This window comes from Aquipuribacter aurantiacus (assembly GCF_051216895.1).
Taxonomy (GTDB): Bacteria; Actinomycetota; Actinomycetes; order Actinomycetales; family JBBAYJ01; genus Aquipuribacter.
Genome location: NZ_JBPKAO010000005.1, coordinates 80,335 through 98,097, shown reverse-complemented (window position 1 = coordinate 98,097; position 17,763 = coordinate 80,335). Strand labels below are relative to the sequence as shown.

At 75.7% G+C, this 17,763-nt stretch carries 19 protein-coding genes; 18 read left to right on the top strand and 1 reads right to left on the bottom strand.

Annotated elements, in window-relative coordinates; translation table 11 throughout:
• Positions 1-26: 26 nt before the first annotated feature.
• The gene (locus ACR80Q_RS08685; RefSeq protein WP_435377202.1) at positions 27-1,268 is read left to right on the top strand and encodes a sensor histidine kinase; all 1,242 of its coding nucleotides are present in this window, start codon (positions 27-29) and stop codon (positions 1,266-1,268) included.
• Complete coding sequence (locus tag ACR80Q_RS08680; protein ID WP_435377201.1) at positions 1,265-1,945, top strand: winged helix-turn-helix domain-containing protein; 681 nt, start codon at positions 1,265-1,267, stop codon at positions 1,943-1,945. Before ACR80Q_RS08685 ends, ACR80Q_RS08680 begins: the two co-directional genes overlap by 4 nt.
• A 4-nt stretch (positions 1,946-1,949) precedes the next feature.
• On the opposite strand, the gene ACR80Q_RS08675 is transcribed toward ACR80Q_RS08680, so the two are convergent.
• On the bottom strand, positions 1,950-2,492 hold the full coding sequence (locus ACR80Q_RS08675) for a hypothetical protein (protein ID WP_435377200.1): 543 nt from the start codon (positions 2,490-2,492) through the stop codon (positions 1,950-1,952).
• 240 nt (positions 2,493-2,732) lie between these two features.
• On the opposite strand from ACR80Q_RS08675, the gene ACR80Q_RS08670 reads away from it, so the two are divergent.
• The 16 genes from ACR80Q_RS08670 (at position 2,733) to ACR80Q_RS08595 (ending at position 17,759) form a co-directional block, all read left to right on the top strand.
• Positions 2,733-3,215: a CarD family transcriptional regulator gene (locus ACR80Q_RS08670; RefSeq protein WP_380165248.1), complete on the top strand. Its 483-nt coding sequence runs from the start codon at positions 2,733-2,735 to the stop codon at positions 3,213-3,215.
• A 150-nt stretch (positions 3,216-3,365) separates the two neighbouring features.
• Complete coding sequence (locus tag ACR80Q_RS08665) at positions 3,366-4,136, top strand: IspD/TarI family cytidylyltransferase (protein ID WP_435377199.1); 771 nt, start codon at positions 3,366-3,368, stop codon at positions 4,134-4,136.
• A gap of 7 nt (positions 4,137-4,143) precedes the next feature.
• Positions 4,144-4,665, top strand: coding sequence for a 2-C-methyl-D-erythritol 2,4-cyclodiphosphate synthase (gene ispF, locus ACR80Q_RS08660; protein ID WP_435377198.1), 522 nt, complete (start codon positions 4,144-4,146; stop codon positions 4,663-4,665).
• Positions 4,666-4,668: 3 nt separating this feature from the next.
• Complete coding sequence (locus tag ACR80Q_RS08655; RefSeq protein ID WP_435377197.1) at positions 4,669-5,784, top strand: PHP domain-containing protein; 1,116 nt, start codon at positions 4,669-4,671, stop codon at positions 5,782-5,784.
• A gap of 77 nt (positions 5,785-5,861) precedes the next feature.
• Complete coding sequence (locus ACR80Q_RS08650) at positions 5,862-6,608, top strand: GNAT family N-acetyltransferase (protein ID WP_435377196.1); 747 nt, start codon at positions 5,862-5,864, stop codon at positions 6,606-6,608.
• Positions 6,605-7,660: a hypothetical protein gene (locus tag ACR80Q_RS08645; protein ID WP_435377195.1), complete on the top strand. Its 1,056-nt coding sequence runs from the start codon at positions 6,605-6,607 to the stop codon at positions 7,658-7,660. Before ACR80Q_RS08650 ends, ACR80Q_RS08645 begins: the two co-directional genes overlap by 4 nt.
• Positions 7,661-7,748: 88 nt before the next feature.
• Positions 7,749-9,077, top strand: coding sequence for a LolA family protein (locus ACR80Q_RS08640; RefSeq protein ID WP_435377194.1), 1,329 nt, complete (start codon positions 7,749-7,751; stop codon positions 9,075-9,077).
• Between the two features lie 4 nt (positions 9,078-9,081).
• A complete protein-coding gene (locus ACR80Q_RS08635; protein ID WP_435377193.1) occupies positions 9,082-10,032 on the top strand; it encodes an ABC transporter ATP-binding protein in 951 nt (316 codons plus the stop codon).
• Positions 10,025-10,888, top strand: coding sequence for an ABC transporter permease (locus ACR80Q_RS08630; RefSeq protein ID WP_435377192.1), 864 nt, complete (start codon positions 10,025-10,027; stop codon positions 10,886-10,888). Before ACR80Q_RS08635 ends, ACR80Q_RS08630 begins: the two co-directional genes overlap by 8 nt.
• Positions 10,889-10,978: 90 nt before the next feature.
• Positions 10,979-11,377, top strand: a complete 399-nt coding sequence (locus ACR80Q_RS08625; protein WP_435377191.1) for a TOBE domain-containing protein — start codon at positions 10,979-10,981, stop codon at positions 11,375-11,377.
• Complete coding sequence (gene modA / locus ACR80Q_RS08620) at positions 11,374-12,195, top strand: molybdate ABC transporter substrate-binding protein (protein WP_435377190.1); 822 nt, start codon at positions 11,374-11,376, stop codon at positions 12,193-12,195. Before ACR80Q_RS08625 ends, modA begins: the two co-directional genes overlap by 4 nt.
• Positions 12,173-13,063 carry an ABC transporter permease gene (locus ACR80Q_RS08615; protein WP_435377189.1) on the top strand — a complete coding sequence of 297 codons (891 nt, stop codon included), beginning with the start codon at positions 12,173-12,175 and terminating at the stop codon, positions 13,061-13,063. The genes modA and ACR80Q_RS08615 overlap by 23 nt, the downstream gene beginning before the upstream one ends.
• Positions 13,060-14,121, top strand: coding sequence for an ABC transporter ATP-binding protein (locus ACR80Q_RS08610; RefSeq protein WP_435377188.1), 1,062 nt, complete (start codon positions 13,060-13,062; stop codon positions 14,119-14,121). Before ACR80Q_RS08615 ends, ACR80Q_RS08610 begins: the two co-directional genes overlap by 4 nt.
• Positions 14,122-14,278: 157 nt before the next feature.
• Positions 14,279-15,670, top strand: a complete 1,392-nt coding sequence (locus ACR80Q_RS08605; RefSeq protein ID WP_435377187.1) for a hemolysin family protein — start codon at positions 14,279-14,281, stop codon at positions 15,668-15,670.
• Positions 15,667-16,704, top strand: a complete 1,038-nt coding sequence (locus tag ACR80Q_RS08600; RefSeq protein ID WP_435377186.1) for a hemolysin family protein — start codon at positions 15,667-15,669, stop codon at positions 16,702-16,704. Before ACR80Q_RS08605 ends, ACR80Q_RS08600 begins: the two co-directional genes overlap by 4 nt.
• Positions 16,701-17,759 carry a CopD family protein gene (locus ACR80Q_RS08595; RefSeq protein WP_435377185.1) on the top strand — a complete coding sequence of 353 codons (1,059 nt, stop codon included), beginning with the start codon at positions 16,701-16,703 and terminating at the stop codon, positions 17,757-17,759. The genes ACR80Q_RS08600 and ACR80Q_RS08595 overlap by 4 nt, the downstream gene beginning before the upstream one ends.
• Positions 17,760-17,763: the final 4 nt, after the last annotated feature.

Below are 17,763 nucleotides of genomic sequence, written 5' to 3'. Positions count from 1 at the left end.
TCCCCCGACCCGTATCGTTCGGGTCCGTGGACAGCCCGTCTGTGCTGATCGTCGTCGTCGCGTGCCTGCTGGGCCTCGCCGTCGGCACGGTCGTCGGCTGGTCCCTGCCGGGCACCGGGCGGGCCCGTCGCCACCGCCAGGCGGTCGCCGGCCGCGGCGAGCAGGACCGGTCGCCGGCCGGTGAGATCCTCCCCCACGTCCGCCGGCCGATGGCCGTGGTCGACCCCCGGCTCCGGGTGGTCGCGGTCTCCGGCGAGGCGGTCGAGGTCGGCCTGCGACGCGGCGAGGAGGTCAGCCAGCCGGCCCTGCGGGCGGCGGCCTCGGCCGCGCTCGCCGCCACGGACGGTCGCCCGACCCCGGCCCGCGAGGTGGTCCAGGTGGGGGCCTTCAGCCCCGTGGCCATGCACGTCGAGGTCCGCGCGAGCAGGCTGGCCGACGGCAACGTGCTCCTCGACGTCGAGGACCGCAGCGAGGCCGTACGGGTCGAGGCCGTGCGCCGGGACTTCGTCGTCAACGTCAGCCACGAGCTCAAGACCCCCGTCGGGGCCATCAGCGTCCTGGCCGAGACCATGACCGAGGCCGCGGACGACCCGGACGCGGTCCGTCGCTTCAGCGCGCGGATGCAGCAGGAGTGCTCACGGCTGTCCAGGCTGGTCATCGGCGTCATCGAGCTGTCCCGGGTGCAGGGGCACGACGGGCCACCGCGCCGCGAGCAGGTGCCCCTGGACGAGATCGCCCTGCAGGCCGTCGACCAGGTCCGACCGCTCGCGGACGCGTCCGGCATCGAGCTGGTGGCGGGGGTTCGGCCCGGCGGGGTGGTGGAGGGCGACCCCGACCTGCTGCTCAGCGCGGCCAGGAACCTGCTGGTCAACGCGGTCACGTACAGCCCGTCCGGCACCCGGGTGTCGTGCGCGGTCCGCCGTCGCGAGGGTCGGGTGGACCTGGTCGTGACCGACCGGGGCATCGGGATCCCCGTCCGGGACCAGGAGCGGGTCTTCGAGCGCTTCTACCGCGTCGACCCCGCCCGCTCCCGTGCCACCGGGGGGACGGGCCTGGGGCTGTCGATCGTCAAGCACATCGCGGAGCAGCACCGGGGCGACATCACCCTGTGGAGCCGCCCGGGCCAGGGCTCGACCTTCACCCTCAGGCTGCCCGACGCCGCCCCCCCTCCCCCGGACGGCGACCCGCCCGGCGGTCGAGGGTCCTCGCGGCCCCCCGCAGACACCCCCGCACCACCCGCCCCAGCCCCCCACGGAGGAGCAGCGTGACCCGCATCCTGGTCGTCGAGGACGAGCCCTCGTTCCACGAGGCGCTCAGCTACCAGCTGACGCGGGAGGGGTACGAGGTCACGGTCGCCGAGACCGGTGACGAGGGGCTCGCTGCGTTCGCCCGCGACGGCGCCGACCTGGTGCTGCTGGACCTCATGCTGCCGGGCACGCCGGGCACCGAGGTGTGCCGGCAGCTGCGGCAGCGGAGCAAGGTGCCGATCATCATGCTCACCGCCAAGGACGGCGAGGTCGACAAGGTCGTCGGCCTGGAGCTGGGCGCGGACGACTACGTCACCAAGCCGTACTCAGTCCGGGAGCTGGTCGCCCGGATCCGCGCGGTGCTGCGGCGTCAGGAGGACACGGACGACCACAGCGAGGCGCTCGTCGAGGCGGGCCCGGTGCGGATGGACGTGGACCGCCACGTCGTCACGGTGGGCGGCGCCGCCGTGGCCCTGCCGCTGAAGGAGTTCGAGCTGCTCGAGCTGCTCGTGCGCAACGCCGACCGGGTGCTCACCCGGGGCCAGATCATCGACCGCGTGTGGGGGGCGGACTACGTCGGGGACACCAAGACGCTCGACGTGCACGTCAAGCGGCTGCGGTCGAAGGTCGAGCCGCACCCGTCCCGCCCGCGGCACATCGTCACGGTGCGCGGGCTGGGCTACAAGTTCGAGACCTGAGCGCTCAGGAGTCGGTGGGCGCGGCTCCGGGCTCGTCCCCGCCGGTCCCGGCCGGCGGGGTGATCTCCGCGTAGGGGCCCTCCGGCAGGACGATCGGGACCTCCAGCGTCGCGGAGTCCGAGGCCGGGTCGGTGAAGCCGACCGCGATGACGCCCCCCGCCACCGTGTCGACCGCCTCGACGAGCACCAGCTCGCCCTCCTGCTCGCCCGACGGCCCCATGAAGACGGTCTCGCCCGCGGCCACGTCGACCTCGGCCAGCGTCGCGCCGACCTCCACCTGCACGACGGCGTCCTCGTCGCCCCGGTTGACCAGCGCCCCGCTGAGGACACCGGGGGCGCCGCTGCCCTCGGACACCACGAGCACGTTGCGCACGAGCACCTCACCCAGGTCCACCTGGAGACCGTCGGAGGGCGCGTACGGCTCGAGGGTCAGGTCACGGGAGGTGAACGAGCACCCGCCCAGCAGCAGGCCGGCGGCGACGGCGGCCGCGACGGGGGCGAGGGCGCGGCGGCCGGGGCGAGAGGTCGTGCTGGTCAGGCTGGTCACCCCGTGATGCTAGCGATCAGCGGGCCCGGCCCGTCGTGGGCACCGCCGGTGGGACCCCCGTCACGTCCGCCGCGGACGTGAGGATCGGCCCGGGACCGGGCGCGCGTAGCGGCGCGGTCCTTCGATGTCAAGACCTCCATCTGAGCCATCTGGGGCGCTGACCAGCAGCGATGCACTGATGCGATCTTCACCGACCGTCCGGACGGTGGTACTCTGTGCTTCGGAAAGGGGCCTAAAACTATGGCGTTTGCAGTGGGCGAGACCGTCGTCTATCCACACCACGGAGCGGCTCTCATCGAAGCCGTCGAAACCCGGACCATCAAGGGGGTGGAGAAGGCGTACCTCGTCCTCAAGGTCGCTCAGGGCGACCTGACGGTGAGGGTCCCCGCCGAGAACGTCGACCTCGTCGGCGTCCGGGACGCCGTCGGCAAGGAGGGGCTGGACAAGGTCTTCTCCGTCCTCCGGTCGCCGCAGGCCGAGGAGCCGACCAACTGGTCGCGCCGGTTCAAGGCCAACCAGGAGAAGATCGCGTCCGGTGACGTGATCCGCGTCGCCGAGGTCATCCGTGACCTGCACCGCCGCGACGGCGACAAGGGTCTGTCGGCCGGCGAGAAGCGCATGCTGGCCAAGGCGCGCCAGATCCTCGTGTCAGAGCTCGCGCTCTGCGAGAAGACCGACGAGGTCGCCGCGGAGACCATGCTCGACGAGGTCCTGTCGTCCTGAGCGGTCACCGCTGAACCACCGGCCCACCGGCCGTCCGCAGCCCACCCTCGCCTCCGAGGCCCCCCGCGTCCGCGGTGGCCCCCGAGGTGGGGGTGGGTTCGCCGGTCCACGACCTCCCGGCCCGCGAGCCGGTCGACGCGAGGAGCTCCCATGATCCGGGTCGTTGGCTGCGTCCTCGTCGCTGCGGGGTCCGGGACCAGGCTCGGCGCGGCGGGACCCAAGGCCTTCGTCGAGGTCGCCGGGACCACGCTGCTGGTCCACGCCTTCCGACGGCTGATGGCGGCCCGCGCCCCGGACGGCGCGCCCCTGCTGGCGTCCCTCGCCGTCGTCGTGCCCGCCGGCCACGGCTCGGACGTCGCCGCGCTGCTGGAGCGGGAACGACCCGACGGGCACCCCGCCGTGGTGTCCGTGGTGGACGGCGGCGCCAACCGGCAGGCGTCCGTCGCCCGTGGTCTGGCCCGGTTGGACGAGGCGACGACGGTGGTCCTGGTCCACGACGCCGCTCGCGCCCTGGCCCCCGTCGAGCTCGTCGAGCAGGTGGCGGCCGCAGTGGCCGGCCCCGTCGTCGCCGTGGTCCCCGGGCTGGCGGTGGTCGACACCATCAAGCGGGTGGCCGACCGCGCCGGGTCGTCCGACGAGGTCGCCGGGCCGGGGCTGCGGCTCGTGCGCGAGACGCTGCCCCGGGCGCAGCTGGTGCAGGTGCAGACGCCGCAGGGCTTCACCGCCGACCTGCTGCGCGAGGTCCACGGCGCGACCCCGGCCGACGAGGGCCCGGGGGCCGGGGACGACGCCGGGATGGTCGAGGCGGCGGGGCACGCCGTGCACGTCGTGCCGGGGCACCCCCACGCGCTCAAGATCACCGTGCCGCAGGACCTGCTGCTGGCCGAGGTCCTGGGCGCGACGGCACCCGACCTGCTGTGATGTGACCATGACCCCCGAGCCGGCGCCGCCGACGTCACCCCCGCCGGCGGCCCCGGTCGACCTGCGCGTCGGCACCGGCGTCGACGTCCACGCCTTCGCCGACGGCGTCCCCTGCCACGTGGCCGGGCTGCACTTCCCCGACGAGCCGGTCGGGCTGGCGGGGCACTCCGACGGTGACGTCGCCGCCCACGCCGCCTGCGACGCCCTGCTCGCCGCGGCCGGCCTCGGCGACCTGGGCGCGGTCTTCGGCACGTCGGACCCGCGCTGGTCCGGCGCCTCGGGCGCGGCCCTGCTGGGCGAGACGTCGCGCCTGGTCCGCGAGGCCGGCTGGTCGGTGGTGAACGTGTCGGTGCAGGTGATCGCGGTCCGACCGCGGATCGGTGGCCGGCGGGCCGAGGCCCAGCAGGTGCTGTCCGACGCGGTGGGCGCCCCGGTGACGGTCTCGGGCACCACGACCGACGGGCTGGGGCTGACCGGGCGGGGCGAGGGTGCGGCGGCGGTCGCCACGGCGCTGCTGCGGCGGGGCTGAGCGGTGACCGAGGGCGCAGGCCGCGGCACCGACGGCGGTCCCGGCACCGGTCCCGGCGCCGAGCAGACGGTGGTCGCCGAGCTCGACCGGATCGCCTTCCTGCTGGAGCGCGCGGCCGCCGCGACGCCGCGGGTGCAGGCCTTCCGACGCGCGCTGGCCGTGGTGGCCGGCCTGCCCGCCGGAGAGCTCGCCCACCGCGTGGCCGCCGGCACCCTGCGCGAGCTGCCGGGGATCGGCGAACGCACCTCCCAGGTGATCGGGGAGGCCGTCACGGACGGCCGCTCCGGGTACCGCGACAACCTCGAGGAGCTGGCGGGACCCCTGGTCGCCGGGGGCCACGAGCTGCGTGCGGCCCTGCAGGGCGACCTGCACAGCCACACCGACGCCAGCGACGGTGGCAGCGACCTGGGCACGATGGCGCGCGCCGCCGCCTCCCTGGGCCACCGCTACCTGGCCGTCACCGACCACTCGCCCCGGCTGCGGGTGGCCAACGGGCTGTCCGTCGAACGGTTGCTGGCCCAGCTGGAGCTGGTCGAGCAGGTGCAGGCCGGGCTCGACGCGGACGGGGTCGACCTGCGGGTGCTGAGCGGCATCGAGGTCGACGTCCTGGACGACGGCAGCCTCGACCAGGACCGTGACCTGCTGGCCCGCCTCGACGTCGTGGTCGCCTCGGTGCACTCCAAGCTGCGGATGGAGTCCCCCGCCATGACGCGACGGCTCGTCGCCGCCGCGTCCGACCCCCTCGTCGACGTGCTGGGCCACTGCACCGGACGGCTGCTCGGCGGGCGCAACCCCGACTCCCCCGGGGCCAGCCGCGGCAGCAAGGAACGACCGCCGTCCAGCTTCGACGCCGAGGCCGTCTTCGCCGCCTGCGCCGAGCACGGCACCGCGGTCGAGGTCAACGCCCGCCCCGAGCGGCTCGACCCCCCGATGGCCCTGCTCGCGGTGGCCGACGCCGCCGGCTGCGTGTTCAGCGTGGACTCCGACGCCCACGCCCCCGGACAGCTGGACTGGCAGGTGCTGGGCTGCGAGCGGGTCGAGCGCGCCGGGGTCGAGGCCTCCCGGGTCGTCAACACCTGGGACCTCGACGACCTGCTGGCACGGACGCACGCGCACTGACCTCCCGCCACGCTTCGTCCACCACCCGCTGCGGCCTGTCACCAGAACCGGAGGGTGCTGGCGTACCGTCGTCCGTGATGACCGCCCACCTGCCCGCCGCCACACTGCCTGCCGGCTACCTCCTGCGACGGCTGCGCACGGGCGACACCGCGACGACCGCCCGGCTGCACCGGCGGCTGCTGCCGAACGGCCTGTTCCCCGGGCTCGGGCCGCGGTTCATGCGCCACTGGCACGGCACCTTCCTGGACACCCCCGCCGCGACGGGCCTGGCGGTCGTCCACCACGGCGAGGTCGTCGCGTTCCTGCTGGGCTCGCTGGACCAGCGGCTGTACCTGCACCACACGCTGCGCCACCACCGGCGGGCCCTGATGTGGCGGGGGGCGCTGGGTCTGCTCGCCCGCCCGCACGTGCTGCTCCGGTTCCTGCGGACCCGGGTCCGGACCTATGCCCGGCACCTGCTGCCCGGGACCGGGGCGACGAGGCGGACCGCCGACCAGGGCCCGCCCGGCGGTCGCGACGAGCGACGCGTCCGGGTCGCGGTGGTCCACGCCGTGGCGACGAGCGAGCAGGCCCGTGGCCTCGGGTGCGCCCGCGCGCTGCTGGACACGTTCGCCGACGCCGCGCGACGCGCTCGCGCGGACCACGTCGCCCTGGTCACGGACGTCGAGGACCCGTCGACCGGCGCGGCCGCGACGGGCGCCGCGGCCATGTACGAGCGGCTCGGCTGGCACCGCGAGGCCGTCCGGCGCCACCGGGACGGTCGCTGGGTGGCGGAGTACCGCCTCGCGCTGCACCGCCCGGGGTCCGAGCCGGGGACCGCATGAGCCCGCGCACCCCCGCCGACGGCCGGTGGTCACGTCGCGGCCTGCTGATCGCCGCCGCCGCGGCCGGCGGCGGGGGGCTGGCGGCGTGCTCCGCCCGGGGTGACGCCACCGCGGCCGCTCCGGCCACCGCGACCGTGACGGCCGAGCCGTCGCCCGGGCCGACCACCACCGTCACCGTCACGCCGGAACCGGCACCGGTCCCGACCCTGCCCGAGCGCCCCGAGCCGTGGACCGTCGCGGCGGGCGAGGTCCTGCCCGCCTGCAAGCAGGCCGCCGTCGACTTCCTCGTCGCGGCCATGTCGTTGGACGACGGCGGCCGCGACGACGACGCGCTGGCGCAGCGGCTCGAGCCCACCGGCCAGCCGCCCGGCCCGGCGCTGCCGCTGCTCGGCCTGCTGCCGGGGTCGGGGCCGGCCGCGCTCGCGGTGCGCTACTCCCAGTACGGCGGCCTGGGGCCCGACCAGGACGTCGCCAGCCAGATGGTCGTCGGCGACCAGCTGCTGCTCGACCAGGAGGGGGCCCTGGTCCGACGCCCGTTCGCCGCCGACGTCCGGCTGCTGCTGGTCGAGGGGGCCTGGGTCGTGACGTCGGCGACCCCGGCCTTCCCCGACCCACCGCTGCCGCCCCTGGACCCCGCGATCGAGACGCTGCTGGGCGAGGAGCGCGTCGAGCTGCCCGGCATCGCCGCGGCGGACCTGCGCTCCGGCGTGGTCGCCGCCCCGGTCGCGGCGGCGCTGCTCACCCTGGCGCAGACGTGGCGGATCTCCGTCCACGTCTTCTACTCCGCGCACCCGGTCAACGTGTTCCCCACCACCCGGCCCTCGTCGCACACCGTCGGGCGGGCCGTCGACGTGTGGGCCCTGGACGGGATCCCCGTCGTTGACCGGGCCGCCTCCCCGTGGCGCGCGTTCATGGAGGCGGCCCGCGAGGCCGGGGCCAGCAGCGTGGGAGGGCCCGAGCTGCTGCAGCCCGCCGCCGGCTCCTTCACCGACCTGGTCCACCAGGACCACGTGCACCTGGGCTTCCCACGGCCCGACGACCGCGGGGTCTGACCCCGACGGACCCCGGTCCGGCGCTCCCCCGACCGGTTCGGGGGGTACCCCCCGGGTGAGCCGCGCCTCGGCGACGTACCGTAGGGACATGGCCGCTGTCAACGCTCGCTGGATCGTCCCCGTCGCCGTCACCGCACTCGTGGTCGGAGGGGGCGTCGCCGCCTCCGCCGCGTCCGACGCGAGCCCCGACCTGCCCGAGGTCTCCGCCGAGGACCTGCTGGTCGCGGTCCACGAGGCGGAGCCGACCCCGTTCTCGGGCACGGTCCGCACGGTGGCCGACCTGGGCCTGCCCGCGCTCGGCGACCTGGCCGGCATGGCCGGCGGCGCGAACGGCGGTGGGCCCGGTGGTGGCGAGCAGGCCACGGACCCCGCGTCCGTGCTGATGCGTCTGGCCTCCGGCGAGAACCAGCTGCGGGTGTGGGTGGGCGGGCCCGAGCAGCAGCGGGTCTCCCTGCTCGACGACTTCGCCGAGCTGGACGTCGTCCGCGACGGCGACGAGCTCTGGACCTACTCCTCCGGCCACGACACCGCCACCTTCTACGACCTGCCGGCGATCGCCGCCGAGGTCGAGGCCGGGCTGACGCAGGCGCAGGAGGACTTCGCCGCAGCCGAGCCCGAGAAGGCCGCCGAGCTGGCCGAGGAGCTCGAGGCCGCCGAGGCCCGGGCGCGCACCGAGCAGGAGTCCCCCTACGCCGACCTGACCCCGGCCGAGCTGGCCCGCACCCTGCTGGCCGACGCCGACGAGACCACCGAGGTCGCCGTCGGCGACACCCAGGTCGTGGCCGGTCGCGACGCCTACACGCTGACCGCCACCCCGCGGGACGACGCGACCCTCGTCGGGACCATCGAGGTCGCCGTCGACGCCGAGACCGGGGTCGTCCTGCAGGTCGAGGTGGGCGCCCGCGACCAGTCCTCGCCCGCGTTCGTCACCGGGTTCACCGACCTGGACCTGGCCGCTCCGGCCGCCGACGTGTTCGCGTTCAGCCCGGCCCCCGGCACCACGGTCGTCGACGCGCTCGAGGCCGCCCAGGCCGAGGCCGCCGAGGCTCCCGACGCCGGCCGCACCGACCGCCCCGACTCGGCCCCCGCAGCCGGGGAGCAGACCGAGCCCGTCGTGCACGGCGAGGGCTGGTCCACCGCCGTCGAGGTCGCGCTGCCCGTCGAGGAGCTGACCGCGGCCGCCGAGGACGCGGCCGCCGAGGGCGCCGAGACCTCCGCCCCGGCGCCGGAGGAGACCGACCCGTTCGCCACCGGGGGCGAGGAGCTCGACCCCACCGCGCTGCTCGAGCAGCTGACCACCGAGGTCGACGGCGGCCGGGTCCTCACCAGCGCGCTCCTCACGGTGCTGCTGACCGACGACGGCCGGGTGCTCGTGGGCCCGGTCGACGCGGCCACGCTCCAGTCCTACGCGGGCTGAGGCGGTGGTCGACCTCGCGGTCCGCACGCGAGGGCTCCGCAAGACCTACGGCCGCCAGGTCGCCGTCGACGACGTCGACCTGGCGGTCCCCACCGGGGCGGTGTACGGGTTCCTGGGACCCAACGGGTCCGGCAAGACGTCGACCATCCGGGTCCTGCTCGGCCTGGCCGCCCCCACCTCCGGCGACGTCGAGCTGCTGGGTCGGCCGATGCCCTCCGGTTGGCGCCACGTCCTGCCCCGGGTGGGTGCGTTGGTCGAGGGACCGGCGTTCTACCCCTGGCTGTCCGGACCGGCCAACCTGGCCCGGCTGGACGCCGCGGACCGCGACGCCGACGCCCGCACCCGTCGGGACCGGATCGGGGAGGCGGTCGAGCGGGTCGGGCTCACCAACGCCGGGGCCAAGCGCGTCAAGGCGTACTCGCTCGGCATGAAGCAGCGGCTCGGGATCGCCGCCGCCCTGCTGCGCCCCCGCGACCTGCTCGTCCTGGACGAGCCCACCAACGGCCTGGACCCGCAGGGCACCCGCGAGGTGCGCAGCCTGGTCCGGTCGCTGGCCGCGGACGGCACCACCCTGGTGGTGTCCAGCCACCTGCTGGCCGAGATCGAGCAGGTCTGCTCCCACGTCGGGGTGATGAGCGGGGGCCGGCTCGTCGCCCAGGGCACCCTGGCCGAGCTCGGTGCGGGCGGCGACGCCACCCTGGTGCTCCGCACACCGGACCACGCCGAGGCCGCCCGTACCCTGGCCGGCACCGGCCTGTCGCCGGTCGCGGCCGCCGACGGCACCGTCCGCGCCCTGCTGCCGCCACCCGGGCAGGGGCCCGGTCCGGCGGTCGAGGACCTGGTCGCCGCGCTGGTGGCGGCCGGGGTCCGGGTGCAGGGCGTCGACGTGCGCCGCGACAGCCTCGAGGACCGTTTCGTCGCGCTCACCGGTGAGGGGTTCGAGGTCGTTGCCTGAGACCGCCCCCGGCACCTCGTCCCGACCGTCCCGTCGGCTGCGGCCGGGGTCCTCGCTGCTGGCCAGCGAGCTGCAGATCATGTTCCGCCGCTGGCGGCACCTGGCCATCCTCGGCGTGCTGGCGGCCGTGCCGGTGCTCATCGCGCTGGCCGTCCGGTTCTTCGACGGTCCCGACTCCGGTGACGGCCCGCCGTTCCTGGACCGGGTCACCCAGAACGGCCTGTTCGTCGGCATCACGGCCCTCGTCATCTGCGTGCCGCTGTTCCTGCCGCTGGCCGTGGGCGTGGTCGCCGGTGACACCGTCGCCGGCGAGGCCGGCCAGGGCACCCTGCGGTACCTGCTGCTGAGCCCGGCCGGACGGACCCGGCTGCTGGCGGTCAAGCTCGCCGGGGTCGCGGTGTTCTGCACCGCGGCCACGCTCACGGTGGTGGTGGTCGGCGCCCTCGTCGGCCTCGCGCTGTTCGGCGCGCAGGACGTGGCCGTGCTGTCGGGCGGCACGATCACCCCGTGGGATTCCGTGGGACGGGCGCTCCTGGCGGCCGGCTACGTGACGGTGTCGCTGCTGGGGCTGGCCTCGGTCGGGCTCTTCATCTCCACCCTCACCGACGTCCCGGTGGGTGCCATGGCGGCGACGGTCACCCTCGCGGTCGTGGCGCAGGTGCTCGGCCAGATCCCGCAGGTCGACTGGCTGCACCCGTGGCTGCTGACCTACCGCTGGTTCGACGTGGCCGACGTGCTGCGGGACCCGGTGGCCTGGGAGTCGTTCCGGCTCAACGCGCTGCTGCAGGCGGGCTACGTCGCGGTGTTCTCGGCGCTCGCCTGGGCGAGGTTCACGTCCAAGGACGTCCTCAGCTGAGACCGGCACCCCGGACCGCCCCGCCTTCGACGCCGCAGATGCGCTGCTAATCTCCTCCTGCAGCCGCACCTGCGGCAGGAGGGGCGACCAGTGGCCACGACCGAGTTCACCGTGCGGGAGGCCGCCGCCCTGCTGGGCGTCAGCGACGACACGCTGCGCCGCTGGGCCGACGCCGGCCGGCTGCGGCTCGAACCGTCGGCAGGAGGGCGGCAGGTGGTGAACGGCACGGCGCTGGCGGCGCTGGCGCAGTCGCTCGCCGCGAGCCACGACGAGCCGGGCGCGTCGACCGTGTCGGCCCGCAACCGGATGCGCGGCCTGGTCACCAAGGTCACCCGCGACACCGTGATGGCCCAGGTCGAGATGCAGGCCGGGCCGTTCCGGCTCGTGTCGCTGATGAGCCGCGAGGCCGCCGACGAGCTCGGGCTGGAGCCGGGCTGCCTGGCGGTGGCCAGCGTCAAGGCCACCACGGTCGTCGTCGAGGCCCCGTGACCGCGGCCACCGCCGCGACCGGCGCGGGCACCGCCGCCGCGCGGGGCACGGCCCCGCTCGGCGTCCTCGTGCTGGTCGCGCTCCTCGCCGCCGGGTGCGGCGCCGGCCCCACGACGGGTCCGCAGGGCGGAGGCACCGAGGTGGACCGCGAGGTCGTCGTCCACGCGGCGGCGTCGCTGACCGACACCTTCACCCTGATCGCCGAGGACTTCATGGCCGAGCACCCGGGCACCACGGTGGTGCTCAGCTTCGCCGGCAGCTCGGCCCTGGCCACCCAGGTCGTCCAGGGGGCACCGGGCGACGTCCTCGCCACCGCGAGCCCGGCCACGATGCAGACCGTCGTGGACGCCGGCGGGGTCAGCGGCGAGCCGACGACCTTCGTCACCAACACCCTGCAGATCGCCGTCCCGCCCGACAACCCCGGGGACGTGACGGCCCTGGTGGACCTGACGGACGAGGCGCGGACGGTCGCCCTGTGCGCGGTCGAGGTGCCCTGCGGCGCGGCGGCGCGGGCGGTCTTCGACACGGCCGGCCTCACCCCCGCCCCGGACACCCTGGAGCAGGACGTGCGGGCCGCCCTGACCAAGGTGGGCCTGGGTGAGGTCGACGCGGCGCTGGTCTACCGCACCGACGTGATCGCCGCCGGCGACGCCGTGCTCGGCGTCGACTTCCCGGAGTCGTCCGCCGTCGTCAACGACTACCCGGTGGCGACGCTGGCGGGGGCGGCCGACCCCGTGGCGGCGCAGGCCTTCGTCGACCACGTCCTGTCCCCCGCCGGGCTGGAGGTCCTCACCGATGCCGGCTTCGGCACCCCCTGAGACCACCGGGTCCGTCGCGCCGGTCCCGACCGGGTCGACCGCCCGCCGCCTGGCCCGCCGCCGCCGGCAGGTCGGGCGACGCAGCAGCGGCATCCCGCTGCTGCTGCTGGTCCCGGCGCTGCTGGGCCTGGCGTTCCTGCTGCTGCCGCTGGTGGCGCTGCTGGTCCGGGCCCCCTGGTCGACGCTGCCCGCGCAGCTGACCAGCCCCGAGGTCGGTCAGGCGCTGCGGCTGTCGTTGCTGTGCGCCTCGCTGGCGACGCTGCTGTGCATCCTGCTCGGCGTCCCGCTGGCCTGGCTGCTGGCCCGGGCCGAGTTCCCCGGCCGGCGCCTCGTCCGGGCGCTGGTCACGGTGCCCCTGGTCCTGCCGCCCGTCGTCGGGGGCGTGGCGCTGCTGCTGCTGCTCGGGCGGCGCGGGCTCCTCGGGGCGCAGCTGGACCTCCTGTTCGGGATCAGCCTGCCGTTCACCACGGCGGCCGTCGTCGTCGCGGAGGCGTTCGTGGCGCTGCCGTTCCTGGTCATCGCCGTCGAGGGCGCGCTGCGCGGGGCGGACCGGCGCTACGAGGACGCCGCCGCCACCCTCGGCGCGTCCCGCTGGACGGTGTTCCGCCGGGTCACGCTGCCGCTGGTCGCGCCCGGCATCACCGCGGGCGCGGTGCTCTGCTTCGCCCGGGCGCTGGGCGAGTTCGGCGCCACCATCACCTTCGCCGGCAACTTCCCCGGCGTCACCCGGACGATGCCGCTGGCGGTGTACCTGGCGCTGGAGACCAACCCCGAGGCGGCGATCGTGCTGTCGCTGGTGCTGCTGGCGGTGTCGGTCCTGGTCCTCGCCAGCCTGCGGGACCGCTGGGTCGGCGGGACGGCGACGTGAGCGCGCGCGGTCTGGACGCCCGCCTGGTCCTCGTGCGCGAGCGGTTCGGCCTGGACGTGGCCCTGCAGGTCGGGCCCGGCCAGGTCGTCGCCCTGCTGGGTCCCAACGGGGCCGGCAAGTCCACGGCGCTGGCGTCCCTGGCGGGTCTGGTGCCGCTGACCGACGGCCACGTCCGGCTGGGCGACCGCGTGCTGGACGACCCGCGCGCCGGCCGGCTGGTCCCCACCCGACGGCGGCGCGTGGGGATGGTCTTCCAGGACTACCTGCTGTTCCCCCACCTGAGCGTCCTCGACAACGTCGCCTTCGGGCTGCAGGTCCGCGGCACGCGCCGCCCCGCCGCGCGACGGGCGGCCGCGACGTGGCTGGAGCGGGTCGGCCTGGCCGACCTGGCCGACGCCCGCCCGGGGGAGACCTCGGGGGGGCAGGCCCAGCGGATCGCGCTGGCCCGGGCGCTGGTCACCGACCCCGACCTGCTGCTGCTCGACGAGCCGCTGTCCGCGCTGGACGCGAGCACCCGTCCCGGCATCCGGTCCGACCTCCGCCACCACCTGGCGGGCTACCCCGGGTGCACCGTCCTGGTCACCCACGACCCGCTGGACGCCATGGTGCTGGCGGACCAGGTCGTCGTGCTGGAGGACGGCCGGGTGGTGCAGCGGGGCACGCCGTCCGAGCTGGCCCGCACCCCCCGGACGCCCTACGTCGCCCGGCTGGTGGGCCTCAACCTGCACCGCGGCACCGCCCGCGGCAGCGCGGTCGACCTGGTCGGCGGCGGCACCCTCACCACGGCCCACCCCCTGACCGGCGAGGTCCTCGTCGTGTTCCCGCCGTCGGCGGTGGCCCTGCACCGCCACCGGCCCGAGGGCTCGCCCCGCAACGCCTGGCCGGGGCGGGTCGTGGCGCTGGAGCACCAGGGGGACACCGTCCGGGTCCGGCTGCACGGCGCCCCCGACGTCCTCGCCGACGTCACGACGGCCGCGGTCGCCGACCTGCGCCTGGACGCCGGTCAGGACGTCTGGGCCAGCATCAAGGCCACCGAGGTCCGCGCCTACCCCGGTTGACCCCGCGGAGGCAGCGGCACCGGCAGCAGCCGCCGGGATCCCGCATACTCGAGGTCACCATGAGCGGAACCCCCGAGCCAGCTCCCCCGTCGGACACCACCGCCCCGTCGCGCCCCGCCCGGCGCGCCCTGCTCCGCCCCGTCCGCCGGGAACCGTGATGGAGTGGGTCTTCCTCGGTGCGGCGCTGCTGCTGATCGCCGCCAACGCCCTCTTCGTCGCCGCGGAGTTCAGCCTGGTCACGGTCGAGCGCGGCGAGGTCGAGGACCGCGCCGCCGCCGGGGAGCGGGGCGCCGCCGGGGTGCTGGCCGGGCTGCGGTCGCTGTCGACGCAGCTGTCGGGCGCGCAGCTCGGGATCACCGTGACGTCGCTGCTGGTCGGGTTCCTGGCCGAGCCGTCGCTGGCCGCGCTGCTGGGGCCGGGCCTGCAGTCGCTGGGGGTGCCCCGGACGGCCGTCACCGGGGTGTCCCTGGCGCTCGCGCTGGTCCTGGCCACCGCGTTCCAGATGATCGTCGCGGAGCTCGTCCCCAAGAACATCGCCATCGCGATGCCGTTCCGCACGGCGAGGCTCGTGGTGCCGTTCCAGCGCACGTTCAGCCGGGTCGCCGGCCCGCTGCTGCGGTTCCTCAACGGCAACGCCAACTGGCTGCTGCGCCGGATGGGCATCGAGCCGCAGGAGGAGCTGGCCTCGGCCCGCTCGCCCCAGGAGCTGCAGTCGCTGGTGCGCCGCTCCGCCGACGCGGGGACGCTCGAGCGCCCCATGGCCGCCCTGCTCCAGCGGTCGCTGTCCTTCGGCGACCGCGACGCCGCTGACGTGCTGACCCCGCGCGGGCAGGTGCTGTTCATCGAGACCCGGACCACGGTCGAGGACGTGGTCGAGCTGTCGCGCACCAGCGGGCACTCCCGCTTCCCCGTGACGGGCCGCGGCGGGCCGGACGAGGTCGTGGGCGTCGTGTCGCTGCGGCTCTGCCTGCGGGTCCCCGAGGAGGAGCGCCCCACCACCGCGGCCGACGCCGTGATGGACGCCCCGGTAGTGGTCCCCGAGTCGATCGACCTGGACGACCTGCTCGTCGTCCTGCGCACCCAGTCGCACCTGGCCGTGGTGGTGGACGAGTACGGCGGCACCGCGGGGGTGGTCACGCTGGAGGACCTGGTCGAGGAGCTCGTCGGCGAGGTCGAGGACGAGCACGACGAGCCCGAGTCGCGGGTCGTCCGCCACGAGGACGGTTCGCTGGAGCTCACCGGCCTGCTCCGCACCGACGAGCTGCGCGAGCTGGGCATCCCGGCCGACGACGACAGCGACTACGACACCCTGGGCGGGCTGGTCGTGGACCTGCTGGGCCGGATCGCGCGGGCCGACGACGAGGTCGACCTGGCCGGCTGGCGCCTGCGGGTGGTCCTGATGGACGGGATGCGCGTGGACCTCGTCCGGGCCACCCCGCCGGTGGAGCAGGAGCACCACGACACCCCCGAGCCGGAGCCGCTGCTGCCCGACGACCTGGAGGGTGCCGGGTCACCCGCCGGCACCGCGCAGCAGGAGGTGCCGCGATGAGCGACCAGGCCGCCATCGTCGTCTCGCTGTTCCTGCTGCTGGGCAACGCGTTCTTCGTGGGCGCGGAGTTCGCGCTCATCTCGGCGCGCCGCTCGCGGATCGAGCCGCTGGCCGAGGCCGGCCGGCTCGGCGCCCGGACCACCCTGAAGGCGATGGAGAACGTCTCGCTCATGATGGCCGGCGCCCAGCTGGGCATCACGGCCTGCTCGCTCGGCCTGGGCGCGCTGGGCGAGCCCGCCGTGGCGCACCTGCTCGAGCCCGGCTTCGAGCTGCTCGGCGTGCCCGAGGCGTTCGTCCACCCCATCTCGTTCGCCATCGCGCTGTCCGTGGTGGTCTACCTGCACATGGTGCTGGGCGAGATGGTGCCCAAGAACATCGCCATCGCCGGCCCGGAGCGCAGCGCCCTGGTCCTGGGCCCGCTGCTGTACAGCGTGGTCACGGCGCTGAAGCCGCTCATCCTGCTCCTCAACGGCGGCGCCAACCTGCTGCTGCGCCTGGTGCGGGTCACCCCGGCCGACGAGGTCTCCTCGGTCTTCACCCGCGAGCAGGTGGCCACCATGGTCACGGAGTCGCAGCGCGAGGGACTGCTCGACGACGAGGAGGCCGACCTGCTCGGCGGGGCCCTGGACCTGCAGGACCGCTCGGCCGCGGACATCCTCATCCCCAACGAGGACGTGCGGTCGGTGCCCGACGACGCCCGGGCCCACGACGTCCACACCGCGGCGGTGGAGACCGGGTTCTCGCGCTTCCCCGTGCTGGACCCCGCCGGTGTCCCGGTGTCCTACGTCCACGTCAAGGACGTGCTGCCCGTCAAGGGCGAACGGGTGCCGCAGGCGCCGGTGCCGGCGGCCAGCCGCCGGCACCTGCCCGACGTGCAGGCGTCCGCGTCGGTGGAACAGGTCGTCCAGGTCCTGCGGGCCGCGGGCTCGCACCTGGGCCGGGTGGTGCAGGGTGGGACCGTGCTGGGAATCGTGGCCCTGGAGGACGCCCTGGAGGAGCTCATCGGCGAGGTCAAGGACCCCGCGCACCGATGAGCACCCGGGAGGGCACCACGACCGGTCCCCGCGGCGCGTCCGGACGCGGACCCGACGTCCCGACGGTGCTGGCCGTGGGCCTGCTGCTGCTGGTCACGGGGGCGGTGGTCACCATCGGCCTGCTGGCGCTCACCGGCGGGGCCACGTCCACCACGCTGGCCGACCCCGGCCCCGCCACCACGTCCGGGCTGCCGCTGGCGCGCTACCTGCAGGACCTGCTCGGCGTGCTGGTCGTCGGGTGCACGCTGGTCGCCGCGATCGCGTCCGGGCCGGCCGGGGACGACCTGCGGGCCCGGGCCCGGGCGCTGCTGGGCCCGGCCGCCGCCGGCTGGGGCCTGGTCACCCTGCTGGTCTACCAGCTGACCGCGTCGGACCTGTCCGGCCGCCCGCTCCCGATGGTCCTCACCGCCCAGGTGCAGGGGGCCTTCGTCTCGCTCCCGCAGGCGCGCTCCCAGCTGCTCGTGGTGCTCGCCGCCGTGGTCCTCCTCGTCGCCTCCCGGCTGCCGGTCGCCTCGGGCGCCGTCACCTCCCGGGTGCTGCTGGTCCTGGCCGCCGCCGCGCTGGTGCCGCCCGCGTTCGTGGGGCACTCCGCCTCGGCCGAGGACCACGAGCTGGCCGTGGCCAGCGTGGCCGTGCACCTGGTGGCCGGCGCGCTGTGGGTCGGCGGGCTGGCGGTCCTGGCGGTGCTGGTGCTGGCGGACCGGCGGGCGCGCACGGACCGGGCCCGGCCGACGCTGGAGTCCTACAGCACCCTCGCGCTGTGGAGCGTGGTCGTCATCGGGGTCTCGGGGCTGCTCAACGGCTCGCTGCGGGTCACCTCGGTCGAGGCGCTCCTGGGGTCCACCTACGGGTTGCTGCTGCTGACCAAGGCCGTCCTGCTCGCGGTGCTCGTGGGCTTCGGCTGGTGGCACCGCCGCCGCAGCCTCCAGGCGATGTCCACCGACGCGGGTCGCGGCGCGTTCCTGCGCCTGGTCGTCGTGGAGCTGCTCGTCATGGTCCTGACGATCGCCGCGGCCGTCGTCCTGTCGCGCACCGCCCCGCCGCCCGGGCTCTGACCGA